Here is a 25,204-nt window from a genome sequence, read left to right as displayed (position 1 = left end):
TACAAAGGTAGCTATGCAAAGGGTTCTTTGCAACATCTTTTTTGCATCGACTTCTTTGCAAGGGGTGGCGCGACCAACAGCTCCGCCAGAGAAGCCAGCCAGTCGACCAGGAGGGCCAGGGTCGCCGTGAGGACCGAGCCCAGGATCAGGACCGGCATGCGCCGGGTGGTGATGCCGGTGGCGATCAGGACGCCCAGGCCGCCGCCTCCGGCGAAGGCCGCCAGGGTGGCCGTGCCGACGCTGAGGACCAGGGCCGTACGGACGCCCGCGAGGATCGGCGGGACGACCGGAGGGCCGCTCGCCCTCAGGCCCGCGATCATGCGCGACAGGACCGGCAGCACGGCGTAGGCGGTGATGCCGGCCAGGGCCGCCTGCGTGCCGGTGCCCAGCCGGATCACCAGCAGCGCCAGCAGGCCGATCGCCGGAACCGCCCGGCAGGTCAGGGCCGCGGCCCTCGTCATCGGGCCCGCGCGGACGGCCCGCCGGGCGAGCAGGATCCCCAGCGGGATCGTGACGACCAGCACGAGCGCCGTCGAGATCACCGTCAGCCGTACGTGCTGCCACAGCGCCTCGGACACCCGCCCGTCCGACAACGCCTTCGCGGAGACCGGGTCCAGGTCGGCCCGCGCGAACCACAGCCAGGTCGCGAGCAGCACCGCCACCAGGAACGCGGGCAGAAAGGTCAGCTTCCGCCAGGTGACCCGCGGCCCCGGCCGACGCGGCACGGGGGGAGCCCCGGCCGCCCCGCGATCCCCTTCCGCCTCCCGCCCCTCGACACCTTCCCGTCCCCCGACCCCTTCCCGTCCCTCGAAGTCCTCCCGCTCCTCCAGCCCGCGGACGCTCACACCCGTACCCCCTCTCCCTCTCCGCCGCCCTCCTGCTCCACGGGCGCCCGGGCGCCCCGGAGTCCCGCCCCCTCGACGGACGTCAGCCGTCCGAGCAGCACGTACGCCGCGTCGAACAGCAGCGTCAGGACGACGATCCCGAGCGTCCCGGCGAGCACCTCGTTGAGCGCGTTCGCGCTGTCCGGTGCGTCGAGCCCCCGGAAGATCTCGTTGCCGAGCCCCGGTCCTGAGGCGCAGGCGGCGATCGCCGTGATGCCCATCAGCATCCGCGTCGAGCCCCGGATCCCGGTCAGGATCGACGGCCAGGCCAGCGGCAGCCCGACCCGGACGAGCCGCGTCACCCGGGACGTCCCGGTGCCCTCGGCCGCTTCTGTCGGCGAGGGGGCGACCGCCCGCAGGCCCACGATCGCGTGGCGCACCACCGGCAGCAGCCCGTACAGCGTCAGGGCGATCATCGTGGGCGCGAACCCCAGGCCCACCAACGGGATCAGCAGACCGAGCACGGCGAGCGGCGGGACCGTCAGGACGGTCGAGCCGGCCGTCGTGGCGAGGTGGGCCGCCCGTGCGCTGCGACAGGTCGCGAGCCCGGTCAGCACCCCGATCACGGTCGCCACGGCCATGCACCCGAGGACGGCGCTCGCATGCTGACAGGCGTCCGTGAGCAGCTGCTGGTGGCGGCTGCCGAGGTACTCCCAGAAGTTCACACGGCTCACCTCGGGTCGCGGTCAGGTGCGCACCGAGTCCTCCGCCGCCTGCTCCACCAGCGGGATGATCCGCAGCGGAACGGGGTTCTCCATGACGATCGCGGTGGAGGCCCGGACGATCCCATCGAAGCCGACAACCCGGTCGATCACCCGCTGGAGATCGGCGTTGGAACGGGCCACGAGCCGGCACAGCATGTCCCCGCCACCGGTGGTGGTGTGCAGCTCCAGCACCTCCGGCACGGTCGCCAAGTGGGCCCGTACGTCCGGTCCTTGCCCCTGCCGGATCTGGAGCGTGGCGAACGCGGTCACCGGGTAGCCGAGCGCCGCCGGATCGACCTGCGGTCCGAATCCGCGGATGACTCCGTTCGACTGAAGCCGGTCGAGCCGGGCCTGCGCGGTCCCCCGGGCCACCCCCAGCCGCCGGGACATCTCCAGGACCCCGATCCGCGGCTCGCGCGCGAGCAGCACGATGATCCGCCCGTCCAGCTCGTCGATCCCCACGGGAGCCTCCCGATCCGATGGTCATCCTGTACAGAAAGGCCGCCGAAGCGGCCGTACGACTGAACACATTGTTCAGCGAAGATGCGAACTATTGCGCACCTTGCAGGGCGGGTCCAGTCTTCCCGCATGACGCAGACCACACACCACGCTCCCGACACCGCCCGGCAGGCCGATCCCTTCCCGGTCAAGGGAATGGACGCGGTCGTCTTCGCCGTCGGCAACGCCAAGCAGGCGGCGCACTACTACTCGACCGCCTTCGGCATGCGGCTGGTCGCCTACTCCGGACCGGAGAACGGCAGCCGCGAGACCGCGTCGTACGTCCTCGAGAACGGCTCGGCCCGTTTCGTGTTCACGTCGGTCATCAAGGCCGCCACCCCGTGGGGCCACTTCCTCGCCCAGCACGTGGCCGAGCACGGCGACGGCGTGGTCGACCTCGCCATCGAGGTCCCGGACGCCCGCCGCGCCTACGAGTACGCCCTCGCGCACGGCGCCCGCTCGGCGGCCGAGCCCTACGAGCTGAAGGACGAGCACGGCACCGTCGTCCTCGCCGCCATCGCCACCTACGGCGAGACCCGCCACACCCTGGTCGAGCGCACCGGCTACGACGGCCCCTACCTCCCGGGCTTCACCGCGGCCGCCCCCATCGTCGAGCCGCCCGCCCACCGCACCTTCCAGGCGATCGACCACTGCGTCGGCAACGTCGAACTCGGCCGGATGAACGAGTGGGTCGGCTTCTACAACAAGGTCATGGGCTTCACGAACATGAAGGAGTTCGTGGGCGACGACATCGCCACCGAGTACAGCGCCCTGATGTCGAAGGTCGTGGCCGACGGCACCCTCAAGGTGAAGTTCCCGATCAACGAGCCCGCGATCGCCAAGAAGAAGTCCCAGATCGACGAGTACCTGGAGTTCTACGGCGGCGCCGGCGTCCAGCACATCGCGCTGAACACCAACGACATCGTGCAGACCGTACGGACCATGCGCGCGGCCGGGGTCCAGTTCCTCGACACCCCCGACTCCTACTACGACACCCTCGGCGAGTGGGTCGGCGACACCCGCGTCCCCGTCGACACGCTCCGCGAGCTGAAGATCCTCGCCGACCGCGACGAGGACGGCTACCTGCTCCAGATCTTCACCAAGCCGGTCCAGGACAAGCCGACCGTCTTCTTCGAGATCATCGAGCGACACGGCTCCATGGGCTTCGGCAAGGGCAACTTCAAGGCCCTCTTCGAGGCCATCGAGCGGGAGCAGGAGAAGCGCGGCAACCTCTAGCCGCACGTCCGGTCCCGTCGCAGCCGTCTGCTCGTACGCTGGCCCCATGGCCAGGATCAACGACGTGGGCGGCACGCAGGGGTTCGGCGCGATCGACACCACCGACGACACCGAGCCCTTCCACGCGGACTGGGAGGCCCGGGTCGTCGGGCTCTACAACACCCTGCGTGCGCAAGGGATCTTCAACACCAACGAGTTCCGGGACGCCATCGAGTCGATGCCGCCCGGCGAGTACCTCGCGGCCTCGTACTACGAGCGCTGGTTCACGGCGATCTGCGCGCTGCTGGAACGCAAGGGCGTGCTGGAACCGGGTGCGCTCGATGACTGACGCGCACCCGGCCGCCCCGGACCGCTTCCCGCCCGGCACCAGCGTCCGCACCTACCGCCACGACCCGCCGCACCACACCCGCCTGCCGCGGTACGCGCGCGGCAAGCGGGGCGTGGTCGTGGAGCCGGAGGGCCCGGAGGAACTGGCCGACATCAGCGCGCGGGGACGCGGGGACGCGCCCGTCGAGCAGATCTACGCGGTCCGCTTCGAGGCCCGTGACCTGTGGGGCGAGGGCGACCACCATGTCGTACTGGACCTGTGGGAGAGCTATCTGGAGGAGGACCCCGATGACGAGCGGTGACCACCACACCGACGCCACGATCGCCCGGCGGGTCAGGCGCCTGGAGACCCTCCTGGAGGAGAAGGGGCTGATCACCGGGGAGCGGCTGGACGAGGCGATCGACGCGTTCCTCGCGGAGTCCTCCCCGGCCAACGGCGCCCGGGTCGTGGCCCGGGCCTGGACCGACGACGCCTACCGGGCCCGGCTGCTCGCGGACGGCACGGCCGCCGTCCGTGAACTCGGGTACATGGAGGGCTCGTTCCAGCGTCTGCGGGTGGTCGAGAACACCGCCTCCCGCCACAACGTCGTCGTCTGCACCCTGTGCTCCTGCTACCCGCTGCGCCTGCTCGGCCCGTCCCCCAGCTGGTACAAGTCCGAGGCCTACCGCTCCCGGGTGGTGCGCGAACCCCGGGAGGTGCTGCGGGAGTTCGGCCTGGAACTGCCGCCCGGCACGGACATCACGGTGTGGGACTCCAGCGCCGAGACCCGCTACCTGGTCCTGCCCCGCAGGCCCGAGGGCACCGAAGGACTGGGCGAGGAGGAACTCGCGGCCCTGGTGACGAGGAACGCCCTCATCGGCACGGCCGCGGTGTGACCCCCTCAGCGTCCACCGCCGGCAGTCCCTACTCCGGCAGACCCTCCTCCGGAACCTCGCCCAGGTCCGCCAGCGCCTGCCCCGCCGCCGGGGCCCCCAGGGGCGAGAACCAGGGGTTGATCCGCAGAGCCTCCTGAAGGTGCCGGCGGGCGGACGCGCTCCGTCCCGAGTCCCGCTCGATCATGCCCAGGTGGTACATGTACGGCGCGCTGCGCACCCCGCCGCCGTGCACCCGGTCCGTGGCGATCCGGGCGTACCGCAGGGCCTCCTCGTCCTGGCCCGCCCGGTGCAGCGCCCAGCCCAGCGCGTCCGCCACCTCGATCCCCGGCTGCCGCTGCCACTCGGCCCGCAACCGCGTCACCGCGGCGGCCGGGTCACCGTGGTCCGCCTCGAACCGCCCCAGCACCAGCTCCTCGTCGACGCCACCGCCCGCCGCCCTGGCCACCGCCGCCCGCAGCAGACCGTACTGCGCCCGGGCCGCCTGCGCCTGCCCCAGGGACTCGTACAACTCGCCCAGTTCCAGGGCGTGCTGCGGCAGCGGCTGCTTCGCGAGGGCGGTCCGGTACGCGGTCACGGCCTCGCCCGTACGGCCCAGCGCCGCCAGCGCCCGGCCCCGGCCTGCCTGCGCGGCCCGCTGGTCGGGGTCGGCACGCACCGCCTCCCGGAAGTACCGCAGCGCCTCCTCGCGGTCGCCGCGCTCGAAGGCCAGCTGCCCGGCCCGCTCCAGATACGCCGCCCGCTCGGCCGGTGCCCGGGCCCCGGCCGCCGCGTCGGACAGGGCGGCCGCCGCGTCCTCGCGCCGGCCCCGGTCCCGGTACACGGTGGCCGCCCGGGCCAGCACCGCAGGACCCGACCGCAGCTCCGTCAACCGCTCCAGCGTCCTGCCGACCGCCTTGTAGTCACCGAGGCCCTCGTACGCGTCGAGCAGCGCCGGATACGCCGTCCACCGCCCCGGCTCCAGCTGCCGGGCCTCCTCGCCCCAGGACTTCGCCGCCCGGAAGTCCCGGCGGGCGTTCGCGAGGGCGGCCAGACCGGCGAGGGCCTCCGCGTTCCGCCGCACCTTCAGGGACGTCCGCAGCGCGTCCTCGGCCTTCGGATAGAAGGCCGCGTCGGCAGTCCGCCTCCCCTGTTCGGCGTACGCCGTCCCGAGCACCGCCCACGACCCCGCGTCCCGCGGATGCCGGCGCACCACGCTCTCCCGCTCGCGGATCAGGACCGCCAGACCGGGCAGCGCGGCCGGCACCCCGCCGGCGACCGCCGTCAGCGCCTGGGCGCCGGGGGCCGGAGCGGCAGCGTGCGGTGCCGGGTGCCCCGAGGGCGGCAGCAGCATCAGGGCCGTACCGAGCGCCGCGCACCCGGCGACCGCGGCGATCAGGAGGCGTCCGCGCAGCCGGGCCCGCCGGGCCTCCCGGCTCTCCTCCCGCACCTCGCCCTGGCGGTCCTCGGTCACCGGTTTCTCCGTGGCGCTGTTCTCCATGGCGCTCACTGTGCGTCAGTACGACGATCCCGCCCCGGCACACGGCAACCGGCCCGGACGGGGTTCACACCGATGGCCCCCGGTGCGACGCTGTGATCATGAGCCGTATCGAAGCGCGTCGCGATGAAGACACCGCGGTCACCGGCAGCCTCGTCGACCGTCTGCTGAGTGGTCTGCCCGCCGGGACCGTCCTGGTCGACACGGACGTGACGGCCTCCTACGCCCACGACATGGCGAGTTTCTGCCCGGCCGGGACCCCGGCCGTGGTCGTGCTGCCCCGTACCGTCGAGCAGGTCCAGCACGTCATGCGCGTCGCCACCGAGCTGCGCGTCCCGGTCGTCCCGCAGGGCGCCCGCACGGGCCTGTCGGGCGGGGCCAACGCCTCCGACGGCTGCATCGTGCTGTCCCTGACCAAGATGGACCGGATCCTGGAGATCAACCCGGTCGACCGGATCGCCGTCGTCGAACCGGGAGTCGTCAACGCCACCCTCTCCCGCGCGGTCAACGAACTCGGCCTCTACTACCCGCCGGACCCCTCCAGCTGGGAGATGTGCACGATCGGCGGCAACATCGGCACCGCCTCCGGCGGACTGTGCTGCGTGAAGTACGGGGTGACGGCCGAGTACGTCCTCGGCCTGGACGTCGTCCTCGCCGACGGACGGCTCCTGTCCACGGGCCGCCGTACCGCGAAGGGGGTCGCCGGATACGACCTGACCCGCCTCTTCGTCGGCTCCGAGGGCTCGCTCGGGATCGTCGTCAAGGCGACCCTGGCGCTGAAGCCGCAGCCGCCCGAGCAGCTGGTGCTGGCCGCGGAGTTCGCCTCGGGGGCCGCCGCCTGCGACGCGGTGTGCCGGATCATGGAGGGCGGGCACGTGCCGTCCCTCCTCGAACTGATGGACCGTACGACCGTCAGGGCCGTCAACGACCTCGCGCACATGGGGCTCCCGGAGTCCACCGAAGCCCTGCTGCTGGCCGCCTTCGACACCACGGACCCGGCGGCCGACCTCGCCGCCCTCGGCGCGCTGTGCGAGGCGGCGGGCGCCACGCAGGTCGTCCCGGCCGAGGACTTCGCCGAGTCCGAACTGCTGCTCCAGGCCCGCAGGCTGTCCCTCACCGCGCTCGAGGCCGTCAAGGGCACCACGATGATCGACGACGTGTGCGTGCCGCGCTCCCGGCTCGCCGAGATGCTCGAAGGGACCGAGCGGATCGCCGAGAAGTACCGGCTCACCATCGGTGTCGTCGCCCACGCGGGGGACGGCAACACCCACCCCACGGTCTGCTTCGACGCCACCGACGCGGACGAGTCCCGGCGGGCCCGGGAGTCCTTCGACGAGATCATGGCCCTCGGCCTGGAACTCGGCGGCACGATCACCGGGGAGCACGGGGTGGGCGTCCTGAAGAAGGAGTGGCTCGCGCGCGAGATCGGCCCGGTGGGGGTGGAGATGCAGCGGGCGGTGAAGGGCGTCTTCGACCCGCTGGGGATCCTGAACCCCGGCAAGCTGTTCTGAGACCGCGCGCCCCGGCTGCCTCCTCGCCCCCGCCTCACTCCTCGTCCCCGGACCGCTCCTCGTCCCTGGCCCGCTCCTCGCCCCCGCCTCACTCCCCGTCCTTGGACTCGTCGCCCGGCCAGGGGTCGCACAGCCAGAAATCGTCGGCCGGGGTGGGGGTCAGCAGCTCGGCCAGGGCGTCGTCGATGCCGAGCTGCTCCCCCTCGGTGCCCGGCGGGACCGCCCTCAGTGTGCGCTCCAGCCAGGCCGAGACCTGTGCGGCCGGAGCCTCCAGGAGGGCGTCGCCGTCGGGGGAGCTCAGCGCCATCAGCACCAGGCCGCGGCCGCCGGCCTTCGTCGGCCACACCCGTACGTCCCCGTGCCCGCACGGGCGGAAGACCCCCTCCACGAGGAGTTCGCGGGCGAAGGTCCAGTGCACGGGATGGTCCGAGCCGATGTGGAAGGTGACGTGGACGGCGAAGGGGTCGTCGCTGCGGTAGCTCAGCCGGGCCGGGACCGGGATGCTGCGCTCGGGCGACAGGATCAGGTTGAGCTCCAGTTCGCGCTCCACCACGGTGTGGTGCATGTCGTTCGTTCCTCTCTCGGCTCTGACGCGGGTCCTGCGGTGGGCCCGTACGAGGGAGAGGGGCAGGGGGCGGGGATCATTACGCGGGTTCGGCGAACTTTTTTCCGGAGGCCCGGGCCCGGTGCCGCAGCCGGTAGCACGTGCGCTCTCCGGTCGTGCGCAAAAGGGGTGGGTCCGGTGGGACTGGCGGTGGGTCCTGCGCCGGTCTGATAGATGTGGACCCCCCTCCATTGACCTCCGAGCAGATACGGGACGACGGACATGAGCGCCCCAACCCCGGCACCCGGTGACGACAGGCCCCGTGAGGGCTACTACCCGGACCCGTCCATTCCTGGATATGTCCGTTACTGGAACGGCGCTTCCTGGGTGCCGGGCACCAGCCGTCCCGCCCCGGCGGCAGGCGAACCGCTCGCATCCCCGCCGGCTCCCGGCCCGGCCCCCGCTCCGGTCGAGGAGACCGGCCCGCACTTCTTCGACGAGGACCCGGCGGAGGACGCCGGCCACGCCGACGCCCAGCGCGCCGACCGTCCCGAACCGGCGTCCGCGTGGACCGCCGACCGGGCCCACCAGGCGGGCTTCGGCGGCGACCAGGACCGCCGGGTGTCGTGGGGGTCCCCGCAGGCGGCCGCACAGGCTCAGCAGGGGGCCCAGCACGGCGTACCCCAGCAGGGTGGTCCGCAGGGGGTCGATCCGAGGGTGGCCGTCACGGGTCAGCCCGCCGACGGAGGCGCTCCGGCCCAGCCCGACGGCCACGCCGCCCGTACCGACGGCACCGCGACGATCCCGCCCGCCGAGCCGGACGAGGACGGCGGCACGCGGGTCTTCCGCAGGCCCACCGCGCCGGCCCCCGGCACCGACGACGGCACCATGAAGTTCCGCGCGCTCTCCCCGCGCACGGCGCAGCAGGGCGAGGGTCCCGGGGCGCAGGGCGGAAGCACGCCCGGACCCGCGTATTCCGGTCCCACGGCCCAGGGCGGAGCCCACGGCACCCCGGCTCCGGCTCCCGACGCCCCCGGTTTCGGGGCGGGCAAGGCCGCCGCCGAGCGGGCCGCCTCCGGCGCGGCCACGGCCCTCTCCGGCCCCCAGCAGTCCACCCCCGCCGCGGCCCCTCCGGGCGTGCCCTCACAGGGACAGAGCGGGCAGCCGCAGGGAGCCGTCCAGCCCGGAGCGGCACCCCAGGGCCTCCCGCCGCAGGCCGCCGGGCCCGTGAGCGCCACGCCCATGAGCGCGGGCCCCGGTGGCGGTCAGCCCTCCTGGGCCCAGCAGGTGCATCGGCTCGCCGGGCCCGACGAGGAGCAGCCCGCGCCCTGGAAGCCGCCGGTGGAGGACATCTTCCAGGCGGCCGCCCGGCGTCAGGCTGCCGCGCGTCCCGCGGCCCTGGGCAAGCGCCTGGCCGCCCGTCTCCTCGACACCCTCGTGGTCGGCGCGGTGACCGCCGTGGCCGCCGTCCCGCTCGGCACCAAGGCCGCCGACCACATCAGCGACAAGGTGGACGCGGCCAAGCTCTCCGGCGAGACGGTGACGGTCTGGCTGCTGGACGGCACCACGTCGGTCTACCTCGCGATCGTGGTCGCCGTCCTCCTGGTCGCCGGCGCCCTCTACGAAGCGCTGCCCACCGCCAAGTGGGGCCGCACGCTCGGCAAGAAGCTGTTCGGCCTGGAGGTGCGGGACATCGAGGCCCACGAGCCGCCGTCCTTCGGCACGGCCCTGCGCCGCTGGCTCGTGTACAGCGTGCCGGGTCTGCTCGGTGTCGGTCTCGTGGGTGTCGCGTGGTGCCTGTTCGACCGGCCGTGGCACCAGTGCTGGCACGACAAGGCGGCGCATACGTTCGTGGCGGGCTGAGCGGTACCGCGAACGGCTTATCGAATTCGGTACTCCGGACGGCCGCTCGCCGGATGCGGAACCGGGGGGTTCGCGGTCCACTCGGGCCATGAGCAGTGAACCGCCTCCCGGCTCCGGCCAGCAGCCGCCGGACGACGACCCGTTGAGGAAGCAGCCCCCGCCTGCCGAGGGCCCGGGCTCGCCGTACAACGCCCCGCCGCCACCGCCGTACGGCGGAAGCCCCCAGGGCGGCGGTGACCCGTACGGCGGTGGTGGCCCCCACGGCGGTGGTGGCCCGTACGGCGCCGGTGACCCGTACGGCGGGGGTCCGGCCGACCCGCTGGCCGGCATGCCCCCGCTGGCACCCAGCGGCCGGCGCACGCTCGCCCGCATCATCGACATGATCCTGGTGGGCATCGTCGTCTGGCTGATCACCTGGGGCTTCGGGGTGAGCGAGTACGACGTCAGCAGCGACAACATGCAGTACGGCAAGTCGCTCGCCCAGTCGGCGCTCGCGGCGGTGCTCTACATCGCCTACGACACCGTCCTGATCACCCGGTCCGGGCAGACGCTCGGCAAGAAGTGGCTCGGGATGCGGGTGGCGAACCTCGACAACGGCTCCACGCCCGCCGTGCAGAGCACGCTGATCCGCTCGGCGGTGCTGTGGATCCCGTTCGCGTTCTGCTGCGCCTGCATCTGGACCGCGATCTCGGGCGGCTGGAGCTACTTCGACAAGCCCTACAAGCAGGGCCTGCACGACAAGGCGGCCAAGACGGTGGTGGTCACGACCTGACCCGTCGGGTCCCGGCGGCCACGCCGGGCCAACGGCACCCGGTGACGACCTGTCCGGTCGGCCCACCGGCACCCGGCGCTCACCGCACCGCGCGCTTCGGTCCGGCCCCACCTACCCGGGGGCCGGACCGGAGCGCGCGGTGCGGTGAAAGGGTGTTCAGGCCGCGGTCTTGGAGCTCGTGGCCCCGGCCGGTACGGGCTCCTCGGCCCGGTGCTCGGCGGGCTTGCGGAGCGCGACCACGCGGGACTTGGGCTGCGGCACCGTCAGGGCCACCAGCAGGCCGAGGGCGAGCGCCGAGACGGCGATGACCGCTGTCCCCACGGCCGAACTCGTCTGTGACAGCAGCAGCATGGCGAGCGTCGAGAAGATGACGGTGATCGAACCGTAGGCGAGCTGTGCGGCGGTCGGACGAGGCATGGCAATCGGTCCTCGGAATTGGGGATCCACGGGGGGTGTCGGCCTGGCATTCCGCCGACATCCGGGCGTTCCGCCAATCGACTCTAATCGGCTGTGTGCCCGAGTGGAACGAGCAGTAAGCGTGACCTAACGAACAGTGCCGGAGCACAGGGGGCGCACGGAGTCATGGCGTCCATCAAGTGGACATCTGTGCGCGCCTGTTCTGTTGCGGTCATGTGTCCGCAATACGAACACCGACTCCTAATAATGCACTTGACGGGTCCAAGTCAAGGTCTGTCTTTTCTCGTCAACCTTTAGTCAAATACCGCTCACTTGCCTGGATAGGGGAGAGGTACAAGTGACGGACAGATCCTGGACGTTCAGGACGGCCGCGACGGTCGTGGCGATAGCCGCGGCCTCGGCCACGTTCTCGACGTTCGCCGTGGCGCAGGCCGCGGAGAAGCCCGCGGGCACCCCCGCGGTGGACCGGCAGGACCCGCAGCCTGCCAAGGCCAAGGAGCACGACTTCGACGGCCCGTACAGCCGCACGCAGGACGCACAGCGTGAGGAGGCACTCCAGCAGGTCATCGCCGGCCAGGCGACGGTCAAGGAGAAGAACGGCTCGAAGGTCGTCCAGCTCAAGGGCCGCAAGGGCAACAGCAAGTACGTCGAGCTCGGCCGCGAGAAGACCGACAAGATCTTCACGATCCTCGTCGAGTTCGGCGACCAGGTCGACCCCCGCTACGGCGGCACGCCCGGCCCGCTGCACAACCGCATCGAGGCGCCGGACCGCAAGACCAACAACAGCACCGACTGGCAGGCCGACTTCAACCGGGCCCACTACCAGGACCTGTACTTCGGCAAGGGCAACGCCACGCTCAAGTCGTACTACGAGAAGCAGTCCTCGGGCCGCTACTCGGTCGACGGCGAGGTCACCGACTGGGTCAAGGTGCCCTACAACGAGGCCCGTTACGGCTCCAACGACGCCGCGACCGGCGCGTGGTACGCGGTCCAGGACGGCGTGAACGCCTGGGTCGCGCAGCGCGAGGCCGCCGGTGACACGGCCGCCGAGATATCCAAGGAACTGGCCGAGTTCGACCAGTGGGACCGCTACGACTACGACGGCGACGGCAACTTCAACGAGCCGGACGGCTACATCGACCACTTCCAGATCGTGCACGCCGGTGAGGACGAGTCCGCGGGCGGCGGCGCCCAGGGCGAGGACGCCATCTGGGCGCACCGCTGGTACGCCTTCGGCACCGACAAGGGTGTCACCGGCCCCGACACCAACAAGCGCGGCGGCACCCAGATCGGTGACACCGGCGTCTGGGTCGGCGACTACACCATCCAGCCGGAGAACGGCGGCCTGGGCGTCTTCGCCCACGAGTACGGCCACGACCTCGGCCTGCCCGACGAGTACGACACCTCCGGCGGCGGCGAGAACTCCACCGGCTTCTGGACGCTGATGTCCTCCGGCTCCTGGCTCGGCACGGGCAAGGACGCGATCGGGGACCTGCCCGGCGACATGAACGCCTGGGACAAGCTCCAACTGGGCTGGCTGGACTACGAGGTGGCCAAGGCCGGCAAGCGGTCCCACCACAAGCTGGGCGTCGCGGAGTACAACACCAAGGACCCGCAGGCCCTCGTGGTCCAGCTGCCGAAGAAGTCGGTCACCACCGAGGTGACCACCCCGGCGCAGGGTGCCACCCAGTGGTGGAGCGACACCGGCGACGACCTCGAGAACACCCTGACCCGCACGGTCGACCTCACCGGGAAGTCCGCCGCCGCCCTCACTCTCGACGGCTGGTGGGACATCGAGCAGGACTACGACTACCTGTACGCCGAGGTCTCCACCGACGGCGGCGCCAACTACACCCCGCTCGACGGCACGTTGGCCGACGGCACCGCGATCCCGCGGGACGGCAGCGGCAAGCCGGCCCTCACCGGCTCGGTCGCGGCGTACCAGAAGCTGACCTACCCGCTGAACGACTACGCGGGCAAGAAGGTCAGCCTGCGCTTCCGTTACGCCACCGACGGCGGCACGTCCCTCAAGGGCTTCGCGGCCGACGAGATCACGCTGACCGCGGACGGCTCGGTCCTCTTCTCGGACAACGCGGAGAGCGCGGACACCGCCTGGACGGCCAAGGGCTTCCGCCGGGTCGGCGCGTCCTTCACCGACGAGTACGCGCAGTACTACATCGCCGAGAACCGCCAATACGTGTCGTACGACAAGGTGTTGAAGGTCGGCCCGTACAACTACGGCTTCTCGGCGACCCGTCCGGACTGGGTGGAGCACTACGCCTACCAGAACGGCCTGTTGATCTGGAAGTGGGACACCTCCCAGAAGGACGACAACACCAGCGCGCACGCGGGCCGGGGTCTGATCCTGCCGATCGACTCGCACCCGACCGCGCTGAAGTGGTCCGACGGCACGCTGATGCGCAACCGCATCCAGGCCTACGACTCGACCTTCAGCTGGTACCCGACGGACGGCATCACGCTCCACAAGGCCGACGTCGCGACGAAGATCAAGTCCCAGCCCGGTGTCCCGGTCTTCGACGACGGACGCTCGACGTACTACGACGAGACCAACCCGCTCGCGGGCGTCAAGATCACTGACACCAACACCCGGATCGCGATCGTGAAGGAGCCCCTGAACGGCTCGACGATCACGCTCCAGGTCGGACCTTCGGCCAAGAAGAAGTAAAACCGCAGGTCAGAAGCGTATCGGCGGCAACCCCTGGCGGGTTGCCGCCGATCGTGTTTAGGTGCGTGCTGTGACTTCCTTATTGACACCGACGCACACGGGGGTGTGACTGCATGGCCGCAGGAGGTTTCTGCAAGCTGCCGAACGGCACCGTGGTGGTGGCACTGAACCTGCCCCGCCCGCCCGCCGCCGGCTGCGGCAGCATGCGGGTGCTCGTCCACGCCCAGAACCGGGCGCGCGCCCTGACCAGGCTGCGCAACCTGGGGCTGCGCGCGGTCTACCTGCGGGGCAACGCGGCGCCCCCGAGCCCCGACGAGATCACGGCCGTACTGCACCACCCGGACGGCCTCATATGGCGTACCGCCCCTGACAACGCTGTCTCGGGCGGCCCCGAGCGGGCCCAGGAGCTCTGGCACCCGATCAGGATGCTGAGGCGGTCCGCGGCGGCCTGACCGGGCCCCCGACGACCGGGGCCCCCGAGAGCGGCGGCTCTCGGGGGCCCTTCGGGGATCTTCGGGGGCGTGGGGGTCTTGGGGGTCTTGCATTTTTTTGGGGCGTCTTGGGGTCTGCCGCAGGTGTACCGAGGGCCTACCGGGGGTCCTGGTCGAACTTCGAGGTGGACCAGCGGTAACCGAGCACCGCGAGACCGAGGCACCAGGCGAGAGCCAGCCATCCGTTGTGGCCGATCTCCGTGCCCAGCAGCAGTCCGCGCAGGGTCTCGATGGCCGGGGTGAAGGGCTGGTACTCGGCGATCGGCTGGAACCAGCCCGGCATCGCGTGGACCGGCACGAACGCGCTGGAGATCAGCGGCAGGAAGATCAGCGGCATGGCGTTGTTGCTCGCCGCCTCCGCGTTGGGGCTGACCAGGCCCATGCCGACCGCGATCCAGGTGAGCGCGGTGGCGAACAGCACGAGCAGCCCGAAGGCCGCGAGCCACTCCAGGGCGGTGGCGTCCGTCGAGCGGAAGCCGACGGCGACCCCCACGGCACCGACCAGCACCACGCTGATCACCGACTGGAGCACGCTGCCGACGACGTGTCCGACGAGCACCGAACCGCGGTGGATCGCCATCGTCCGGAAGCGGGCGATGATGCCCTCGGTCATGTCGTTGGAGACGGAGACCGCGGTCCCGATGGTGGTCGAGCCGATGGTCATCAGCAGCAGGCCCGGGACCAGATACGCCACGTACGCCGAGCGGCCCGCGCCGGCGCCGCCGATGCCCGCGCTCATGGTGCCGCCGAAGACGTAGACGAAGAGCAGCAACAGCATGATCGGCGTGAGCAGCAGGTTCAGGGTGAGGGAGGGGTAGCGCCGGGCGTGCAGGAGGTTGCGGCGCAGCATGGTGGAGGAGTCGCGGACTGCGAGGGAGAGGGTGCTCATCGGACGGTCTCCTTGGGTTGCCGGGGCAGGTGCGGCTGGTCGTCCCCGCCGGTGAGGGCGAAGAACACGTCGTCGAGGTCGGGGGTGTGCACGGTCAGCTCGTCGGCCTCGACCCCGGCCGTGTCGAGCCGGCCGAGGAGGGAGCGCAGCTCGCGCTGGCTGCCGCCGCTGGGGATCCGCAGCGTCAGGGTCTCGTCGTCCGCGGTCGTCTCGTCCAGCGCGGCGAGGGCCGCCCGGTAGGCCGCCGGGTCGGTGAAGCGGAGCCGGACGTGGCCGCCGGGGACGAGCCGCTTGAGTTCCTCGGCGGTGCCCTGCGCGGCGATCACGCCCTCGTGCAGGACCGCGATCCGGTCGGCGAGCTGGTCGGCCTCCTCCAGGTACTGCGTGGTGAGCAGGACGGTGACCCCGCCCGCGACCAGTTCCCGCACGATCTGCCACATGGCGTGCCGGGAGCGCGGGTCGAGTCCGGTGGTGGGCTCGTCGAGGAAGATGATCCGCGGGCCTCCGACGAGGGTCATGGCGATGTCGAGGCGGCGTTTCATCCCGCCGGAGTAGGTGGAGGCGGGCTTCCGGGCCGCCTCGGTGAGGTCGAACCGCTCCAGGAGCTCGGCGGTCACGCGCCGGCCCTCGCTCCTGGAGAGGTGGTGCAGGTCGGCCATCAGGAGCATGTTCTCCTCGCCGGTGATCAGTCCGTCCACGGCCGAGAACTGCCCGGTGACCCCGATCGCGGCCCGCACGGCCTGCGGGTCTCCGGCCAGGTCGTGGCCGCCGACCCGGATGTCCCCGGTGCCGGGGTCGGCGGAGATCAGGGTGGAGAGGATCTTGACGACGGTGGTCTTGCCGGCGCCGTTCGGGCCGAGCAGGGAGAAGACCGTGCCCTGCGGGACGGCCAGGTCGACGCCGTCGAGGACGGTCTTGTCGCCGTAGGACTTGCGCAGCCCGTTCGCCGCGATGGCCAGGTCGGTCATGGGGAGTGCTCCTTGTCGAGGTCGGCGTGGGCCGCTGTGGCGGTGATGGCGGCAGTGGCGGCGGTGGTGGTCACAGGCCGCGGGCGGTGATGTCGCCGTGGCCGGTGGTCGCGCGGATGTGCAGATCGGCGGTGGCGCCGTCGGTGTTCCTGAGCGTGTTGCTGATCCGGCCGTAGCCGGTGCCGGCGTCCAGGGAGGCGGAGGTTCCCGGGGCCGCGTCGACGGAGATGTCGCCCTTCTGGGTGGTCAGCACGGCCGTGCCGCGCACCGCCTCGGCGATCCGGATGTCACCGCGCTGGGTGCTGATCTCCGCGGAGCCGCCCAGCCGGCCGACCGAGACGTCGCCGTCGGCGGCGGTGAGCCGGACGCTCGCCGCCTCGTCGATCTTGACCGGGCCGTACGCGCCCTCGAAGGTCACGTCGCCGAGGCGTCCGACGGCCCGGAACCCGGCGGCGGCCGCCCTGGCCTCGACGCGGGAGTCCGCGGGCAGCCGGACCGTCACCTCCACGGAGCCGGTGGGGCCGAAGTACTGATTCTTGGCGGCCGGGGCCGCGATCCGCAGGACTCCGTCGTCGTAGGACACCTGGATCTGTTCCGCCGCCTTCACGTCACGGCTCTTGGACGCGTCGGCGGGCAGTACCTCGACCGTGATGTCGGCGCGGTCGGCGGCGATGAGCTGGATACGGCCGGCGGGGATGCCGAGGACGGTGCTGACGGGGGTGGTGGTGGCGAAGGTGTGCATCACTGACTCCAGTGCTCGTTGCTGTTTCCGATAGTGGAAAAGCTACGTTGCGTTCACGATATAGGCAATAAGTAAGTTGCGCACGGAGGTGATAAGGGCAGCTCAAGACATGTTTTTCATTGCAACAGTCCAGAAAGTAATGCAACGTCAGCCGTGTGATCGTTGCAATAGAATGGAACTGAACGCTATGCTGGCGGCACCACGGACCACGTAAGGAGAACCGCGATGCCGGGAGGCCGACTCACCCAGCAGGAACGGCAGCAGATCGCGCTGGGACTGGCCGACGGGCTCGCCTACGCGGAGATCGCCCGACGCCTGGACCGGCCGACCTCGACCGTCACCCGCGAGGTCATGCGCAACGGCGGCCCCACCGCCTACCGTGCCGACCTCGCCCACCGCGCCACCGAACACCGCGCCCACCGGCGCAGGCAGGCCGCGCCCCGGGGAGCGGAGGCGCCCCCGCAGGCGCACGGACGGGACGCGGCGGCGGTGCGGGCGTACGAGGAGACGCTGACCACCGTCTTCATGCAGTCCGGCACGCCCAAGATGATGGCCCGGGTGATGGCCTCGCTCACCCTCAGCGACGAGGGCAGCCTCACCGCGGCCGAGCTGGTGGGGCGCCTCCAGGTCAGTCCGGCGTCCGTGTCCAAGGCGGTCGCGTTCCTGGAGGGCCAGGGGATGGTCCGGAGGGAGCGCGACGAGCGCCGGAGGGAGCGCTATGTCGTCGACGACGAGATCATGTACGACGCGATGATGGCCAGCGCCCGCTCCACCGCCCAGGTCGCCGAGACCGCACGCCAGGGCGTTCCGGTCCTCGGCTCGGGCACCCCGGCCGCCACCCGCCTGGAGAACATGGCCCGCTTCCTGGACTTCATCTCGGAGAGCATCGTCCGGGCCGCCGACCAGGCCCGCGAGGTCCTCCACACCAAGCCGGGGGTACCCCGCGAGGACACCGAGGACTAGGACGGGCGGGTCACCTGGGCCAGCGGGGCGGTGTCACACCACCGGCTTGCCGGTCAGCTCCACGCCCGCCTCGCGCAGCTCCTCGATCGCCCGCTCGGTGGTCGCCTCGGCGACGCCCGCGGTCAGGTCGAGCAGGACCTGGGTGCGGAAGCCCTCGCGCGCCGCGTCCAGCGCCGTGGCCCGTACGCAGTGGTCCGTGGCGATCCCGACCACGTCCACCTCCGAGACGTCCCGTGCCCGCAGCCACTCGGCCAGTGTCACGCCGTTCTCGTCGGTGCCCTCGAACCCGCTGTACGCGGCCGAGTACGCCCCCTTGTCGAACACGGCGTCGATGGCGCCGGAGGCCACGGCCGGCGCGAAGTTGGGGTGGAACCCGACCCCTTCGGTGCCGGCGACGCAGTGCGCGGGCCAGGAGTGCACGAAGTCGGGGTTGTCGGCGAAGTGGCCGCCGGGCGCGATGTGGTGGTCCCGGGTGGCCACCACGTGCTGGTAGCCGGAGCCCGCCGCCTGTCCGATCAGCTCGGTGACGGCGGCGGCCACGTCGGCGCCGCCGGCCACCGCGAGACTGCCCCCCTCGCAGAAGTCGTTCTGCACGTCGACGACGATCAAGGCGCGGCGCATGGTGGGTGTCCTTCGACTGTTGGGTGAACTTACGAGCCTAGAGACTTCGGGCACATGGCGGGAGGGGGCATGGCCGGGCGCGTTCGGGACGACAGCCGCCGGGCCCGTCCGGCGGATCACGCCGGCGTCGTGCGGACCGGCGCACCGAGCTGCCGTGGTGTCGTCGCTTGCCGGATCCGCCGTGCCCGGACGACCTCGTGGGGGAGCCGGCCCGATCGGCCGGACAGACTCTAGCTACCCGTGCGCCCGGTGACGTACTCCGTCGGAATGACGGGTTCCCCGCGCGACAACTGGGTGGCCGACAGCGGCAGGTTGGCCCGCGCGGCCGCGTGCCGGTCCCGTACGACGTCCAGCGGCTCCCGCGCGACGACCTCGCCGCCCTTGACCAGCTCGACGAGCAGCTGCCGGTCCACGAGCGCGGGCGGCACCGCTCCGGTGCCGACCACCTCGGCCTCGGCGATCCCCTCCGCGTCCAGCCGCCGCGCGGCCCACTTGCGGCCGCCGACCGAGGTCTTGCCGCCGGAGGACTTCTTCGCGACCGGGATCAGCGGCGCCTTCGGGTCGTCGGACTCGGCCCGCGCGACCAGCTTGTAGACCATCGACGCGGTCGGGTGCCCGGACCCGGTCACCAGCTGGGTGCCGACGCCGTACGCGTCCACCGGGGCCGCGGCCAGCGAGGCGATGGCGTACTCGTCGAGGTCGGAGGTGACGATGATCCGCGTCCCCTTCGCGCCCAGCTCGTCCAGCTGCTGCCGTACCCGGTGGGCGACCAGCAGCAGGTCGCCGGAGTCGATGCGCACGGCCCCCAGCTCGGGCCCGGCCACCTCGACGGCCGTCCGGACGGCCTCGGTGACGTCGTACGTGTCGACGAGCAGGGTGGTGCCGCGGCCCAGCGAGTTCACCTGGGCCTGGAAGGCGTCCCGCTCCCGGTCGTGCAGGAGCGTGAAGGCGTGGGCGGAGGTGCCGACGGTGGGGATGCCGTAGCGGAAGCCGGCGGCGAGGTCGGAGGTGGTGGCGAAGCCGCCGACGTAGGCGGCGCGGGAGGCGGCGACCGCGGACAGCTCGTGGGTGCGGCGGGCGCCCATCTCGATGAGGGGCCGGTCCCCGGCGGCCGAGGACATCCGGGAGGCGGCCGCGGCTATCGCGGAGTCGTGGTTGAGGATCGACAGGATGACGGTCTCCAGGAGCACGCACTCGGCGAAGGAGCCCTCCACCCGCATGATCGGCGAGCCCGGGAAGTACACCTCGCCCTCCGGGTAGCCCCAGATGTCCCCGCCGAAGCGGTAGGAGCCGAGCCAGTCGAGGGTCTCCTCGTCGACGATGTCCCGCTCCCGCAGGAAGTTGATGACGTCCGCGTCGAAGCGGAAGTTCTCCACCGCGTCGAGCACCCGGCCGGTGCCCGCGACGACGCCGTAGCGCCGCCCGTCCGGCAGCCGGCGGGTGAAGACCTCGAACACGCTCCGCCGTTCGGCGGTACCCGCCTTCAGGGCGGCCTGCACCATCGTGAGCTCGTACTGGTCCGTGAAGAGCGCCGTCGAGGGAACGTCCACCGGCAGCCCAAGGTCCGCTGTGTTCATAACAACGGATGCTACCCCACTTCGCGTCAGTGTGACGATTTATGGTGCCCGTGGCAGCATGGGCCGTGTGACGTCACCCGCTCCCGTAGAGATCGAACGCACCGAGTCGGCGGAGGAGGTCTTCGCCGTACCCGAGCCGGACGTCCCCTGGGTCACGATCGTCCACAACGACCCGGTCAACCTCATGAGCTACGTGACCTACGTCTTCCAGACGTACTTCGGCTACTCGAAGGACAAGGCCACCAAGCTCATGATGGACGTCCACCACAAGGGCCGGGCGGTCGTCTCCAGCGGCAGCCGCGAGGAGATGGAGCGCGACGTGCAGGCGATGCACGGCTACGGCCTGTGGGCCACCCTCCAGCAGGACCGGAAGTAGCGCGTCCGCTCCGTGCGCGCCCCCTGGAACCGCCCCGGCGCCCCGGGAGCCCGCGCACGTGAGGCCGCCCCCGCGGCTTTACGGCTGCCTCCGCCGCCTCACGTCCGTCCCGCGACCGCCCGCACCGGACCCCGCCCGACACCCCCCGACCCCGTTCGAGAAGCACCCGCCCCGCCCGGCCGGCCCGATCCCCGAGGACACTCCCTGATGCCAGGAACCTTCGAACCGATCCCCGGCGGCGGCGCGGCCGTCGCCCTCGACGAGGTCGAGATCTCCATCATCCGGTCGCTGGCCGTCCAACTCCTCGAACTCATCGGGCCGGGGCCCGCCGAGGACGCCCCCGACGACCCGCTCGCCGAACTCTTCGCCGAGGGGCCGAGCGAACCGCCCTCCGACCCGGTGCTCAAGCGGCTGTTCCCGGACGCCTACAGCGACCCCGAGGGCACCCCCGAGGCCGCGACCGCCGAGGAACAGCGGGCGTACTCCTCGGAGTTCCGCCGCTACACCGAGAACGACCTGCGGGCCGGCAAGCGCGAGAACGCCCTCGCGGTGGTCCGCACCCTCGACGCGCTCCAGGTCGCGGGCGACGGCGGGGCCGTCCTCAAGCTGTCGACCGACGAGTCCCGGCAGTGGCTCGGTGCCCTCAACGACCTGCGCCTCGCGATCGGCTCCCGCCTCGACATCACCGACGAGGAGGACACCGACCTCCTCTACCGCCTCCCGGACGAGGACCCGCGCAAGCCCATGGTGATGGCCTACCTCTGGCTCGGCGGCCTCCAGGAGACCCTCGTGACGACCCTTATGCCGTGAGATGTGACGGTTCTGTGTTCGCTCAGAGGACGCTCAAATCCGGATAACGATCACGTCACCACGCTGACGGCTTTCGTTCCACCCCTGCGCCCTTTGTCCGCTTCTCCCTGTGCCCTGCGCCACATCGCGCCCGGGTGATCTCTGTTGCGGCCGTGATAAATCTTCACGACCGCCCGGCCGAACACCACCCTTATGTTCGGCCGGGTGCGCCACAGCGCCGACGACCGTCGGCCTGGCCCAGCGAACCCGGGGAAGCCCGAGCACGCCCCCATGCAGCCCGGCACGCACTCTCGCCGCACCGGCCAAAGACCCACGTGGCTCCGCCACGAAGGCCTTCGTCCGGCACGCCGAGAGCACGCACCGAACGACGCGGGAGCGCACCCGGAATTCCCCGAGTCCGCTCACTCCATCAATCCGGGGGGATCGAAACCCGATCCGTGGCCGACAAGAGGCCCGGTTCGGCATGGAGAAAGGCGCACCACACCATGACCTCCGCTCAGGTCGACACAGGCTCGGGCCCCGGGTCCGGGAAGGCACCCGAAGAGGGGTACGAGCGCGGACTCGGCAGCCGCCAGGTCCAGATGATCGCGATCGGCGGCGCCATCGGCGTCGGGCTCTTCCTCAAGGCCGGGGCGAACATCGCCAAGGCCGGCCCCAGCCTCATCCTGATGTACGCCCTCGCCGGCGTGATCATCTTCTTCATCATGCGGGCCCTCGGCGAACTGCTGCTCTACCGCCCGGTCTCCGGCTCCTTCGCGGAGTACTCCCGCGAGTTCCTCGGCCCGTTCTTCGGCTACTTCACCGGCTGGACGTACTGGCTGATGTGGGTCGTCACCGGCATGGCCGAGCTGACGGCCGCCGCGATCTACATCCACTACTGGTTCCCGGGCATCCCGCAGTGGGTGACGGCCCTGGTCTTCCTGGTCGTCCTCTTCACGGCGAACCTGATCTCGGTGAAGCTGTTCGGCGAGATCGAGTTCTGGGCCTCCATGATCAAGGTCACGGCCCTCATCGGAATGATCGTGATCGGCCTCGGCGTCCTCACCTTCGGCTTCAGCGACGCCGGTGACACCGCTGCCGTCTCCAACCTGTGGGAGTTCGACGGCTTCTTCCCCAACGGCATCGGCTCGTCCCTGATGACCCTCCAGGGCGTCATGTTCGCCTACCTCGCCGTCGAGCTCGTCGGCGTCACCGCGGGCGAGTCCGAGAACCCCGAGAAGACGCTCCCCAAGGCCATCAACACCCTCCCGTGGCGGATCGCCCTCTTCTACGTCGGCGCGCTCACCGTCATCCTCTGCGTCGTGAAGTGGACCGAGTTCGCCCCGGGCGTCTCCCCGTTCGTCGAGGCCTTCGCGAAGATCGGCATCCCGGCGGGCGCCGGCATCGTCAACTTCGTCGTCCTCACCGCGGCCCTGTCCTCCTGCAACTCCGGCATGTACTCCACCGGCCGCATGCTGCGGAACCTGGCCGACAGCGCAGAGGCCCCCGCCGCCTTCGGCAAGCTGTCCGCCACCAAGACCCCGGCGCTGGGCATCACCGTCTCGGTGCTCTTCATGGGCATCGGCGTGGTCCTGAACTACGTCGTCCCGGAGAAGGCGTTCAACTACGTCACCTCGGTCGCCGTCGGCGCCGGCATCTGGACCTGGCTCATGATCCTCGTCAGCCACGTCCTCTACCGCCGCGCGGTCGCCGCGGGTCGCCTGCCCGCCTCGTCCTTCCCGGCGCCGGGCGGCTCGGTGGGCTCCTGGATCGCCATCGTGTTCCTGCTCTTCGTGACCGGCCTGATCATGAAGGACTCCGAGTCCCGGATCAGCCTGTACGTGCTCGCCGTGTGGGCCGTGATCCTCTGCGTCGGCTGGGTGGTCCTCAAGAGCCGCAACCCGCGGATCGCGGACCGCCACGAGCCGGAGTTCGAAAAGGTCTCCGGCTAGCGAAACCCGGTCTGTCCGGCATGTGGGCTGCCGCGTACCGTCCCTCGGTACGCGGCAGCCCACATGCTTATCCTGACCACCATGCTGACCATCACCCAGGCCCTCGTGGACCAGATCGTCGCGCACGCCCGCAAGGACCACCCCGACGAGGCGTGCGGAGTCGTCGCGGGCCCGGCCGGCTCGGACCGCCCGGAGCGCTTCATCCCGATGCTCAACGCGGCGATGTCCCCGACCTTCTACGAGTTCGACTCCGGCGACCTCCTCAAGCTCTACCGCGAGATGGACGACCGCGACGAGGAGCCGGTGATCGTCTACCACTCCCACACCGCCACCGAGGCCTACCCCTCCCGCACCGACGTCTCCTACGCCAACGAGCCCGGCGCCCACTACGTGCTGGTCTCCACCGCGGACACCGACGGCCTCGGCGACTTCCAGTTCCGCTCGTACCGGATCGTGGAAGGCGAGGTCACGGAGGAGGAGGTCACGGTCGTCGAGGCCTACTGATCCCCCCACAGGCCTGCCGATCTCGCAGTTCGGTCAGAATTCATCCAGCATGCGAGATCACACTCCGGGACCCGGACCGGGAATCGATACGATGAGCCCATGGTTCTGAACGACGTGAGCGAGAAGGCGCCGAGCATCCTGCTCGTGGCGCGGCTGCACGTCGACCTGTGCAGGCTGAACAGCGCCATCTGTTGACGTTCCCTGCCGCCGTACGGCCGTGAGCCGCGGCGCGCGTCGTCGTGCGCCCACCCGACCAGACACTTCCCGACAGGAGCCCGCAACCATGGCCATCGAGGTCCGCATCCCGACCATCCTCCGCACCTACACCGACGGCCAGAAGGCGGTGGAGGGCAACGGGAACACCCTCGCCGAGCTCTTCGCCGACCTCGAGACCCGGCACGCGGGCGTCCAGGCCCGCATCGTGGACGGCGGTGAGCTGCGCCGCTTCGTCAACGTCTACCTGAACGACGAGGACGTCCGCTTCCTCGACGGGATCAACACCAAGCTCACCGACGGCGACAACGTCACGATCCTGCCGGCCGTGGCCGGCGGCATGGCCTGATCGTCGATGCGTTACGACTCCCCGCTGGCCGCGGTGGGCAACACCCCTCTGGTGCGCCTGCCGCGGCTGTCGCCGTCCGCCGACGTCCGCATCTGGGCCAAGCTGGAGGACCGCAACCCCACCGGCTCGGTCAAGGACCGCCCCGCCCTGCACATGATCGAGCAGGCGGAGAAGGACGGCCGGCTGACCCCGGGCTGCACGATCCTGGAGCCGACCTCCGGCAACACCGGCATCTCGCTGGCGATGGCGGCCAAGCTCAAGGGCTACCGGATCGTCTGCGTGATGCCCGAGAACACCTCGCAGGAGCGCCGGGACCTGCTCGCCATGTGGGGCGCCGAGATCATCTCCTCGCCGGCCGCGGGCGGCTCCAACACCGCCGTACGGGTCGCCAAGGAGCTGTCCGCCGAGCACCCGGACTGGGTGATGCTCTACCAGTACGGCAACCCCGACAACGCGGGCGCCCACTACGCCACCACCGGCCCGGAGATCCTCGCCGACCTCCCCTCCATCACCCACTTCGTCGCCGGCCTCGGCACCACCGGCACCCTGATGGGCGTCGGCCGCTACCTGCGCGAGCACAAGCCGGACGTGAGGATCGTCGCCGCCGAGCCGCGCTACGACGACCTGGTGTACGGGCTCCGCAACCTCGACGAGGGCTTCGTACCGGAGCTGTACGACGCGTCCGTCCTCACCACCCGCTTCTCCGTCGGCTCCGCGGACGCGGTCACCCGCACCCGTGAGCTCCTCCAGCAGGAGGGCATCTTCGCGGGCGTCTCCACCGGCGCCGCCCTGCACGCGGCGATCGGCGTCGGCACCAAGGCGGTCAAGGCGGGGGAGTCCGCCGACATCGTCTTCGTGGTGGCCGACGGCGGCTGGAAGTACCTGTCCACGGGCGTCTACACGGCGGCCACGACAGAGGAAGCCATCGAGACGCTCCAGGGCCAGCTCTGGGCGTGACCGCTGGACCGCCACCGCGTG

Annotated in this window: 28 protein-coding genes; 17 read left to right on the top strand and 11 right to left on the bottom strand. The window is 71.1% G+C overall.

What is annotated here, in order from left to right; genetic code table 11:
* Positions 1-11: 11 nt before the first annotated feature.
* Genes H295_RS0129780 through H295_RS0129770 form a run of 3 tightly spaced genes read right to left on the bottom strand, consistent with a single transcriptional unit; the run spans position 12 to position 2,050 of the window.
* Positions 12-845: a hypothetical protein gene (locus tag H295_RS0129780; RefSeq protein WP_020139001.1), complete on the bottom strand. Its 834-nt coding sequence runs from the start codon at positions 843-845 to the stop codon at positions 12-14.
* Positions 842-1,549 (bottom strand): ABC transporter permease subunit, encoded by a 708-nt coding sequence (locus H295_RS43675; RefSeq protein ID WP_020139000.1) that lies wholly within the window; start codon positions 1,547-1,549, stop codon positions 842-844. Before H295_RS43675 ends, H295_RS0129780 begins: the two co-directional genes overlap by 4 nt.
* Positions 1,550-1,570: 21 nt before the next feature.
* On the bottom strand, positions 1,571-2,050 hold the full coding sequence (locus H295_RS0129770) for an Lrp/AsnC family transcriptional regulator (RefSeq protein WP_020138999.1): 480 nt from the start codon (positions 2,048-2,050) through the stop codon (positions 1,571-1,573).
* Between the two features lie 126 nt (positions 2,051-2,176).
* Between H295_RS0129770 and hppD the strand changes: the two genes are divergently transcribed.
* From hppD to nthA, 4 genes are read left to right on the top strand one after another with little or no spacing between them, the layout of a single operon-like run.
* On the top strand, positions 2,177-3,322 hold the full coding sequence (gene hppD, locus H295_RS0129765; protein ID WP_020138998.1) for a 4-hydroxyphenylpyruvate dioxygenase: 1,146 nt from the start codon (positions 2,177-2,179) through the stop codon (positions 3,320-3,322).
* A gap of 46 nt (positions 3,323-3,368) precedes the next feature.
* Positions 3,369-3,650, top strand: a complete 282-nt coding sequence (locus H295_RS48445; RefSeq protein WP_020138997.1) for an SH3-like domain-containing protein — start codon at positions 3,369-3,371, stop codon at positions 3,648-3,650.
* Positions 3,643-3,951 carry an SH3-like domain-containing protein gene (locus H295_RS48440; protein ID WP_020138996.1) on the top strand — a complete coding sequence of 103 codons (309 nt, stop codon included), beginning with the start codon at positions 3,643-3,645 and terminating at the stop codon, positions 3,949-3,951. Before H295_RS48445 ends, H295_RS48440 begins: the two co-directional genes overlap by 8 nt.
* Entirely contained in the window at positions 3,938-4,525 is a 588-nt protein-coding gene (gene nthA, locus H295_RS0129750; protein WP_020138995.1) for a nitrile hydratase subunit alpha, read from the top strand. Before H295_RS48440 ends, nthA begins: the two co-directional genes overlap by 14 nt.
* Positions 4,526-4,553: 28 nt before the next feature.
* On the opposite strand, the gene H295_RS0129745 is transcribed toward nthA, so the two are convergent.
* Positions 4,554-6,002, bottom strand: a complete 1,449-nt coding sequence (locus H295_RS0129745; RefSeq protein ID WP_020138994.1) for a tetratricopeptide repeat protein — start codon at positions 6,000-6,002, stop codon at positions 4,554-4,556.
* 92 nt (positions 6,003-6,094) lie between these two features.
* Here H295_RS0129745 and H295_RS0129740 point away from each other — a divergent pair, with 92 nt between their 5' ends.
* A complete protein-coding gene (locus H295_RS0129740; RefSeq protein WP_020138993.1) occupies positions 6,095-7,510 on the top strand; it encodes an FAD-binding oxidoreductase in 1,416 nt (471 codons plus the stop codon).
* An 88-nt stretch (positions 7,511-7,598) separates the two neighbouring features.
* On the opposite strand, the gene H295_RS0129735 is transcribed toward H295_RS0129740, so the two are convergent.
* Positions 7,599-8,075 (bottom strand): SsgA family sporulation/cell division regulator, encoded by a 477-nt coding sequence (locus H295_RS0129735; RefSeq protein WP_020138992.1) that lies wholly within the window; start codon positions 8,073-8,075, stop codon positions 7,599-7,601.
* Between the two features lie 261 nt (positions 8,076-8,336).
* On the opposite strand from H295_RS0129735, the gene H295_RS0129730 reads away from it, so the two are divergent.
* Both H295_RS0129730 and H295_RS0129725 read left to right on the top strand, forming a co-directional pair.
* The gene (locus tag H295_RS0129730; protein WP_078616777.1) at positions 8,337-9,917 is read left to right on the top strand and encodes an RDD family protein; all 1,581 of its coding nucleotides are present in this window, start codon (positions 8,337-8,339) and stop codon (positions 9,915-9,917) included.
* An 88-nt stretch (positions 9,918-10,005) separates the two neighbouring features.
* Positions 10,006-10,689, top strand: coding sequence for an RDD family protein (locus H295_RS0129725; RefSeq protein ID WP_020138990.1), 684 nt, complete (start codon positions 10,006-10,008; stop codon positions 10,687-10,689).
* Positions 10,690-10,845: 156 nt separating this feature from the next.
* On the opposite strand, the gene H295_RS0129720 is transcribed toward H295_RS0129725, so the two are convergent.
* Positions 10,846-11,106, bottom strand: a complete 261-nt coding sequence (locus H295_RS0129720) for a hypothetical protein (protein WP_020138989.1) — start codon at positions 11,104-11,106, stop codon at positions 10,846-10,848.
* Between the two features lie 337 nt (positions 11,107-11,443).
* Here H295_RS0129720 and H295_RS0129715 point away from each other — a divergent pair, with 337 nt between their 5' ends.
* Both H295_RS0129715 and H295_RS0129710 read left to right on the top strand, forming a co-directional pair.
* Positions 11,444-13,792, top strand: a complete 2,349-nt coding sequence (locus tag H295_RS0129715; RefSeq protein WP_020138988.1) for an immune inhibitor A domain-containing protein — start codon at positions 11,444-11,446, stop codon at positions 13,790-13,792.
* A 113-nt stretch (positions 13,793-13,905) separates the two neighbouring features.
* A complete protein-coding gene (locus H295_RS0129710; RefSeq protein WP_020138987.1) occupies positions 13,906-14,244 on the top strand; it encodes a hypothetical protein in 339 nt (112 codons plus the stop codon).
* A gap of 136 nt (positions 14,245-14,380) precedes the next feature.
* Here the strand turns inward: H295_RS0129710 and H295_RS0129705 are convergent, their stop codons facing one another.
* The 3 genes from H295_RS0129705 to H295_RS0129695 form a co-directional block, all read right to left on the bottom strand.
* On the bottom strand, positions 14,381-15,172 hold the full coding sequence (locus H295_RS0129705; RefSeq protein WP_020138986.1) for an ABC transporter permease: 792 nt from the start codon (positions 15,170-15,172) through the stop codon (positions 14,381-14,383).
* Entirely contained in the window at positions 15,169-16,140 is a 972-nt protein-coding gene (locus tag H295_RS0129700; RefSeq protein ID WP_020138985.1) for an ATP-binding cassette domain-containing protein, read from the bottom strand. The genes H295_RS0129705 and H295_RS0129700 overlap by 4 nt, the downstream gene beginning before the upstream one ends.
* A 70-nt stretch (positions 16,141-16,210) precedes the next feature.
* The gene (locus H295_RS0129695; RefSeq protein ID WP_020138984.1) at positions 16,211-16,882 is read right to left on the bottom strand and encodes a DUF4097 family beta strand repeat-containing protein; all 672 of its coding nucleotides are present in this window, start codon (positions 16,880-16,882) and stop codon (positions 16,211-16,213) included.
* Positions 16,883-17,107: 225 nt separating this feature from the next.
* Here H295_RS0129695 and H295_RS0129690 point away from each other — a divergent pair, with 225 nt between their 5' ends.
* Positions 17,108-17,845 carry a helix-turn-helix domain-containing protein gene (locus H295_RS0129690; RefSeq protein WP_020138983.1) on the top strand — a complete coding sequence of 246 codons (738 nt, stop codon included), beginning with the start codon at positions 17,108-17,110 and terminating at the stop codon, positions 17,843-17,845.
* Between the two features lie 33 nt (positions 17,846-17,878).
* Here the strand turns inward: H295_RS0129690 and H295_RS0129685 are convergent, their stop codons facing one another.
* Both H295_RS0129685 and H295_RS0129680 read right to left on the bottom strand, forming a co-directional pair.
* On the bottom strand, positions 17,879-18,466 hold the full coding sequence (locus H295_RS0129685) for an isochorismatase family protein (protein ID WP_020138982.1): 588 nt from the start codon (positions 18,464-18,466) through the stop codon (positions 17,879-17,881).
* A 230-nt stretch (positions 18,467-18,696) separates the two neighbouring features.
* On the bottom strand, positions 18,697-20,043 hold the full coding sequence (locus H295_RS0129680) for a nicotinate phosphoribosyltransferase (protein WP_028809868.1): 1,347 nt from the start codon (positions 20,041-20,043) through the stop codon (positions 18,697-18,699).
* Between the two features lie 58 nt (positions 20,044-20,101).
* Here H295_RS0129680 and clpS point away from each other — a divergent pair, with 58 nt between their 5' ends.
* The 7 genes from clpS to H295_RS0129645 all read left to right on the top strand — a co-directional run bounded on the left by clpS (position 20,102) and on the right by H295_RS0129645 (position 25,183).
* Positions 20,102-20,419, top strand: a complete 318-nt coding sequence (clpS, locus tag H295_RS0129675) for an ATP-dependent Clp protease adapter ClpS (protein WP_020138980.1) — start codon at positions 20,102-20,104, stop codon at positions 20,417-20,419.
* 207 nt (positions 20,420-20,626) lie between these two features.
* Positions 20,627-21,229, top strand: coding sequence for a DUF2017 domain-containing protein (locus tag H295_RS0129670; RefSeq protein ID WP_020138979.1), 603 nt, complete (start codon positions 20,627-20,629; stop codon positions 21,227-21,229).
* A gap of 485 nt (positions 21,230-21,714) precedes the next feature.
* On the top strand, positions 21,715-23,160 hold the full coding sequence (locus H295_RS0129665; RefSeq protein ID WP_020138978.1) for an amino acid permease: 1,446 nt from the start codon (positions 21,715-21,717) through the stop codon (positions 23,158-23,160).
* An 81-nt stretch (positions 23,161-23,241) separates the two neighbouring features.
* Positions 23,242-23,664, top strand: a complete 423-nt coding sequence (locus H295_RS0129660) for a Mov34/MPN/PAD-1 family protein (RefSeq protein WP_020138977.1) — start codon at positions 23,242-23,244, stop codon at positions 23,662-23,664.
* Between the two features lie 99 nt (positions 23,665-23,763).
* Positions 23,764-23,859, top strand: coding sequence for a putative leader peptide (locus H295_RS48620; protein ID WP_020138976.1), 96 nt, complete (start codon positions 23,764-23,766; stop codon positions 23,857-23,859).
* A gap of 88 nt (positions 23,860-23,947) precedes the next feature.
* Positions 23,948-24,226 carry a MoaD/ThiS family protein gene (locus H295_RS0129650; protein ID WP_007382355.1) on the top strand — a complete coding sequence of 93 codons (279 nt, stop codon included), beginning with the start codon at positions 23,948-23,950 and terminating at the stop codon, positions 24,224-24,226.
* Between the two features lie 6 nt (positions 24,227-24,232).
* The gene (locus H295_RS0129645; protein ID WP_020138975.1) at positions 24,233-25,183 is read left to right on the top strand and encodes a PLP-dependent cysteine synthase family protein; all 951 of its coding nucleotides are present in this window, start codon (positions 24,233-24,235) and stop codon (positions 25,181-25,183) included.
* Positions 25,184-25,204 lie beyond the last annotated feature (21 nt).

Source organism: Streptomyces sp. 351MFTsu5.1 (assembly GCF_000383655.1).
Lineage (GTDB): Bacteria > Actinomycetota > Actinomycetes > Streptomycetales > Streptomycetaceae > Streptomyces > Streptomyces griseorubiginosus.
The sequence above is the reverse complement of the archived record's forward strand: the minus strand, read 5'-3'. Positions and strand labels throughout refer to the sequence as shown.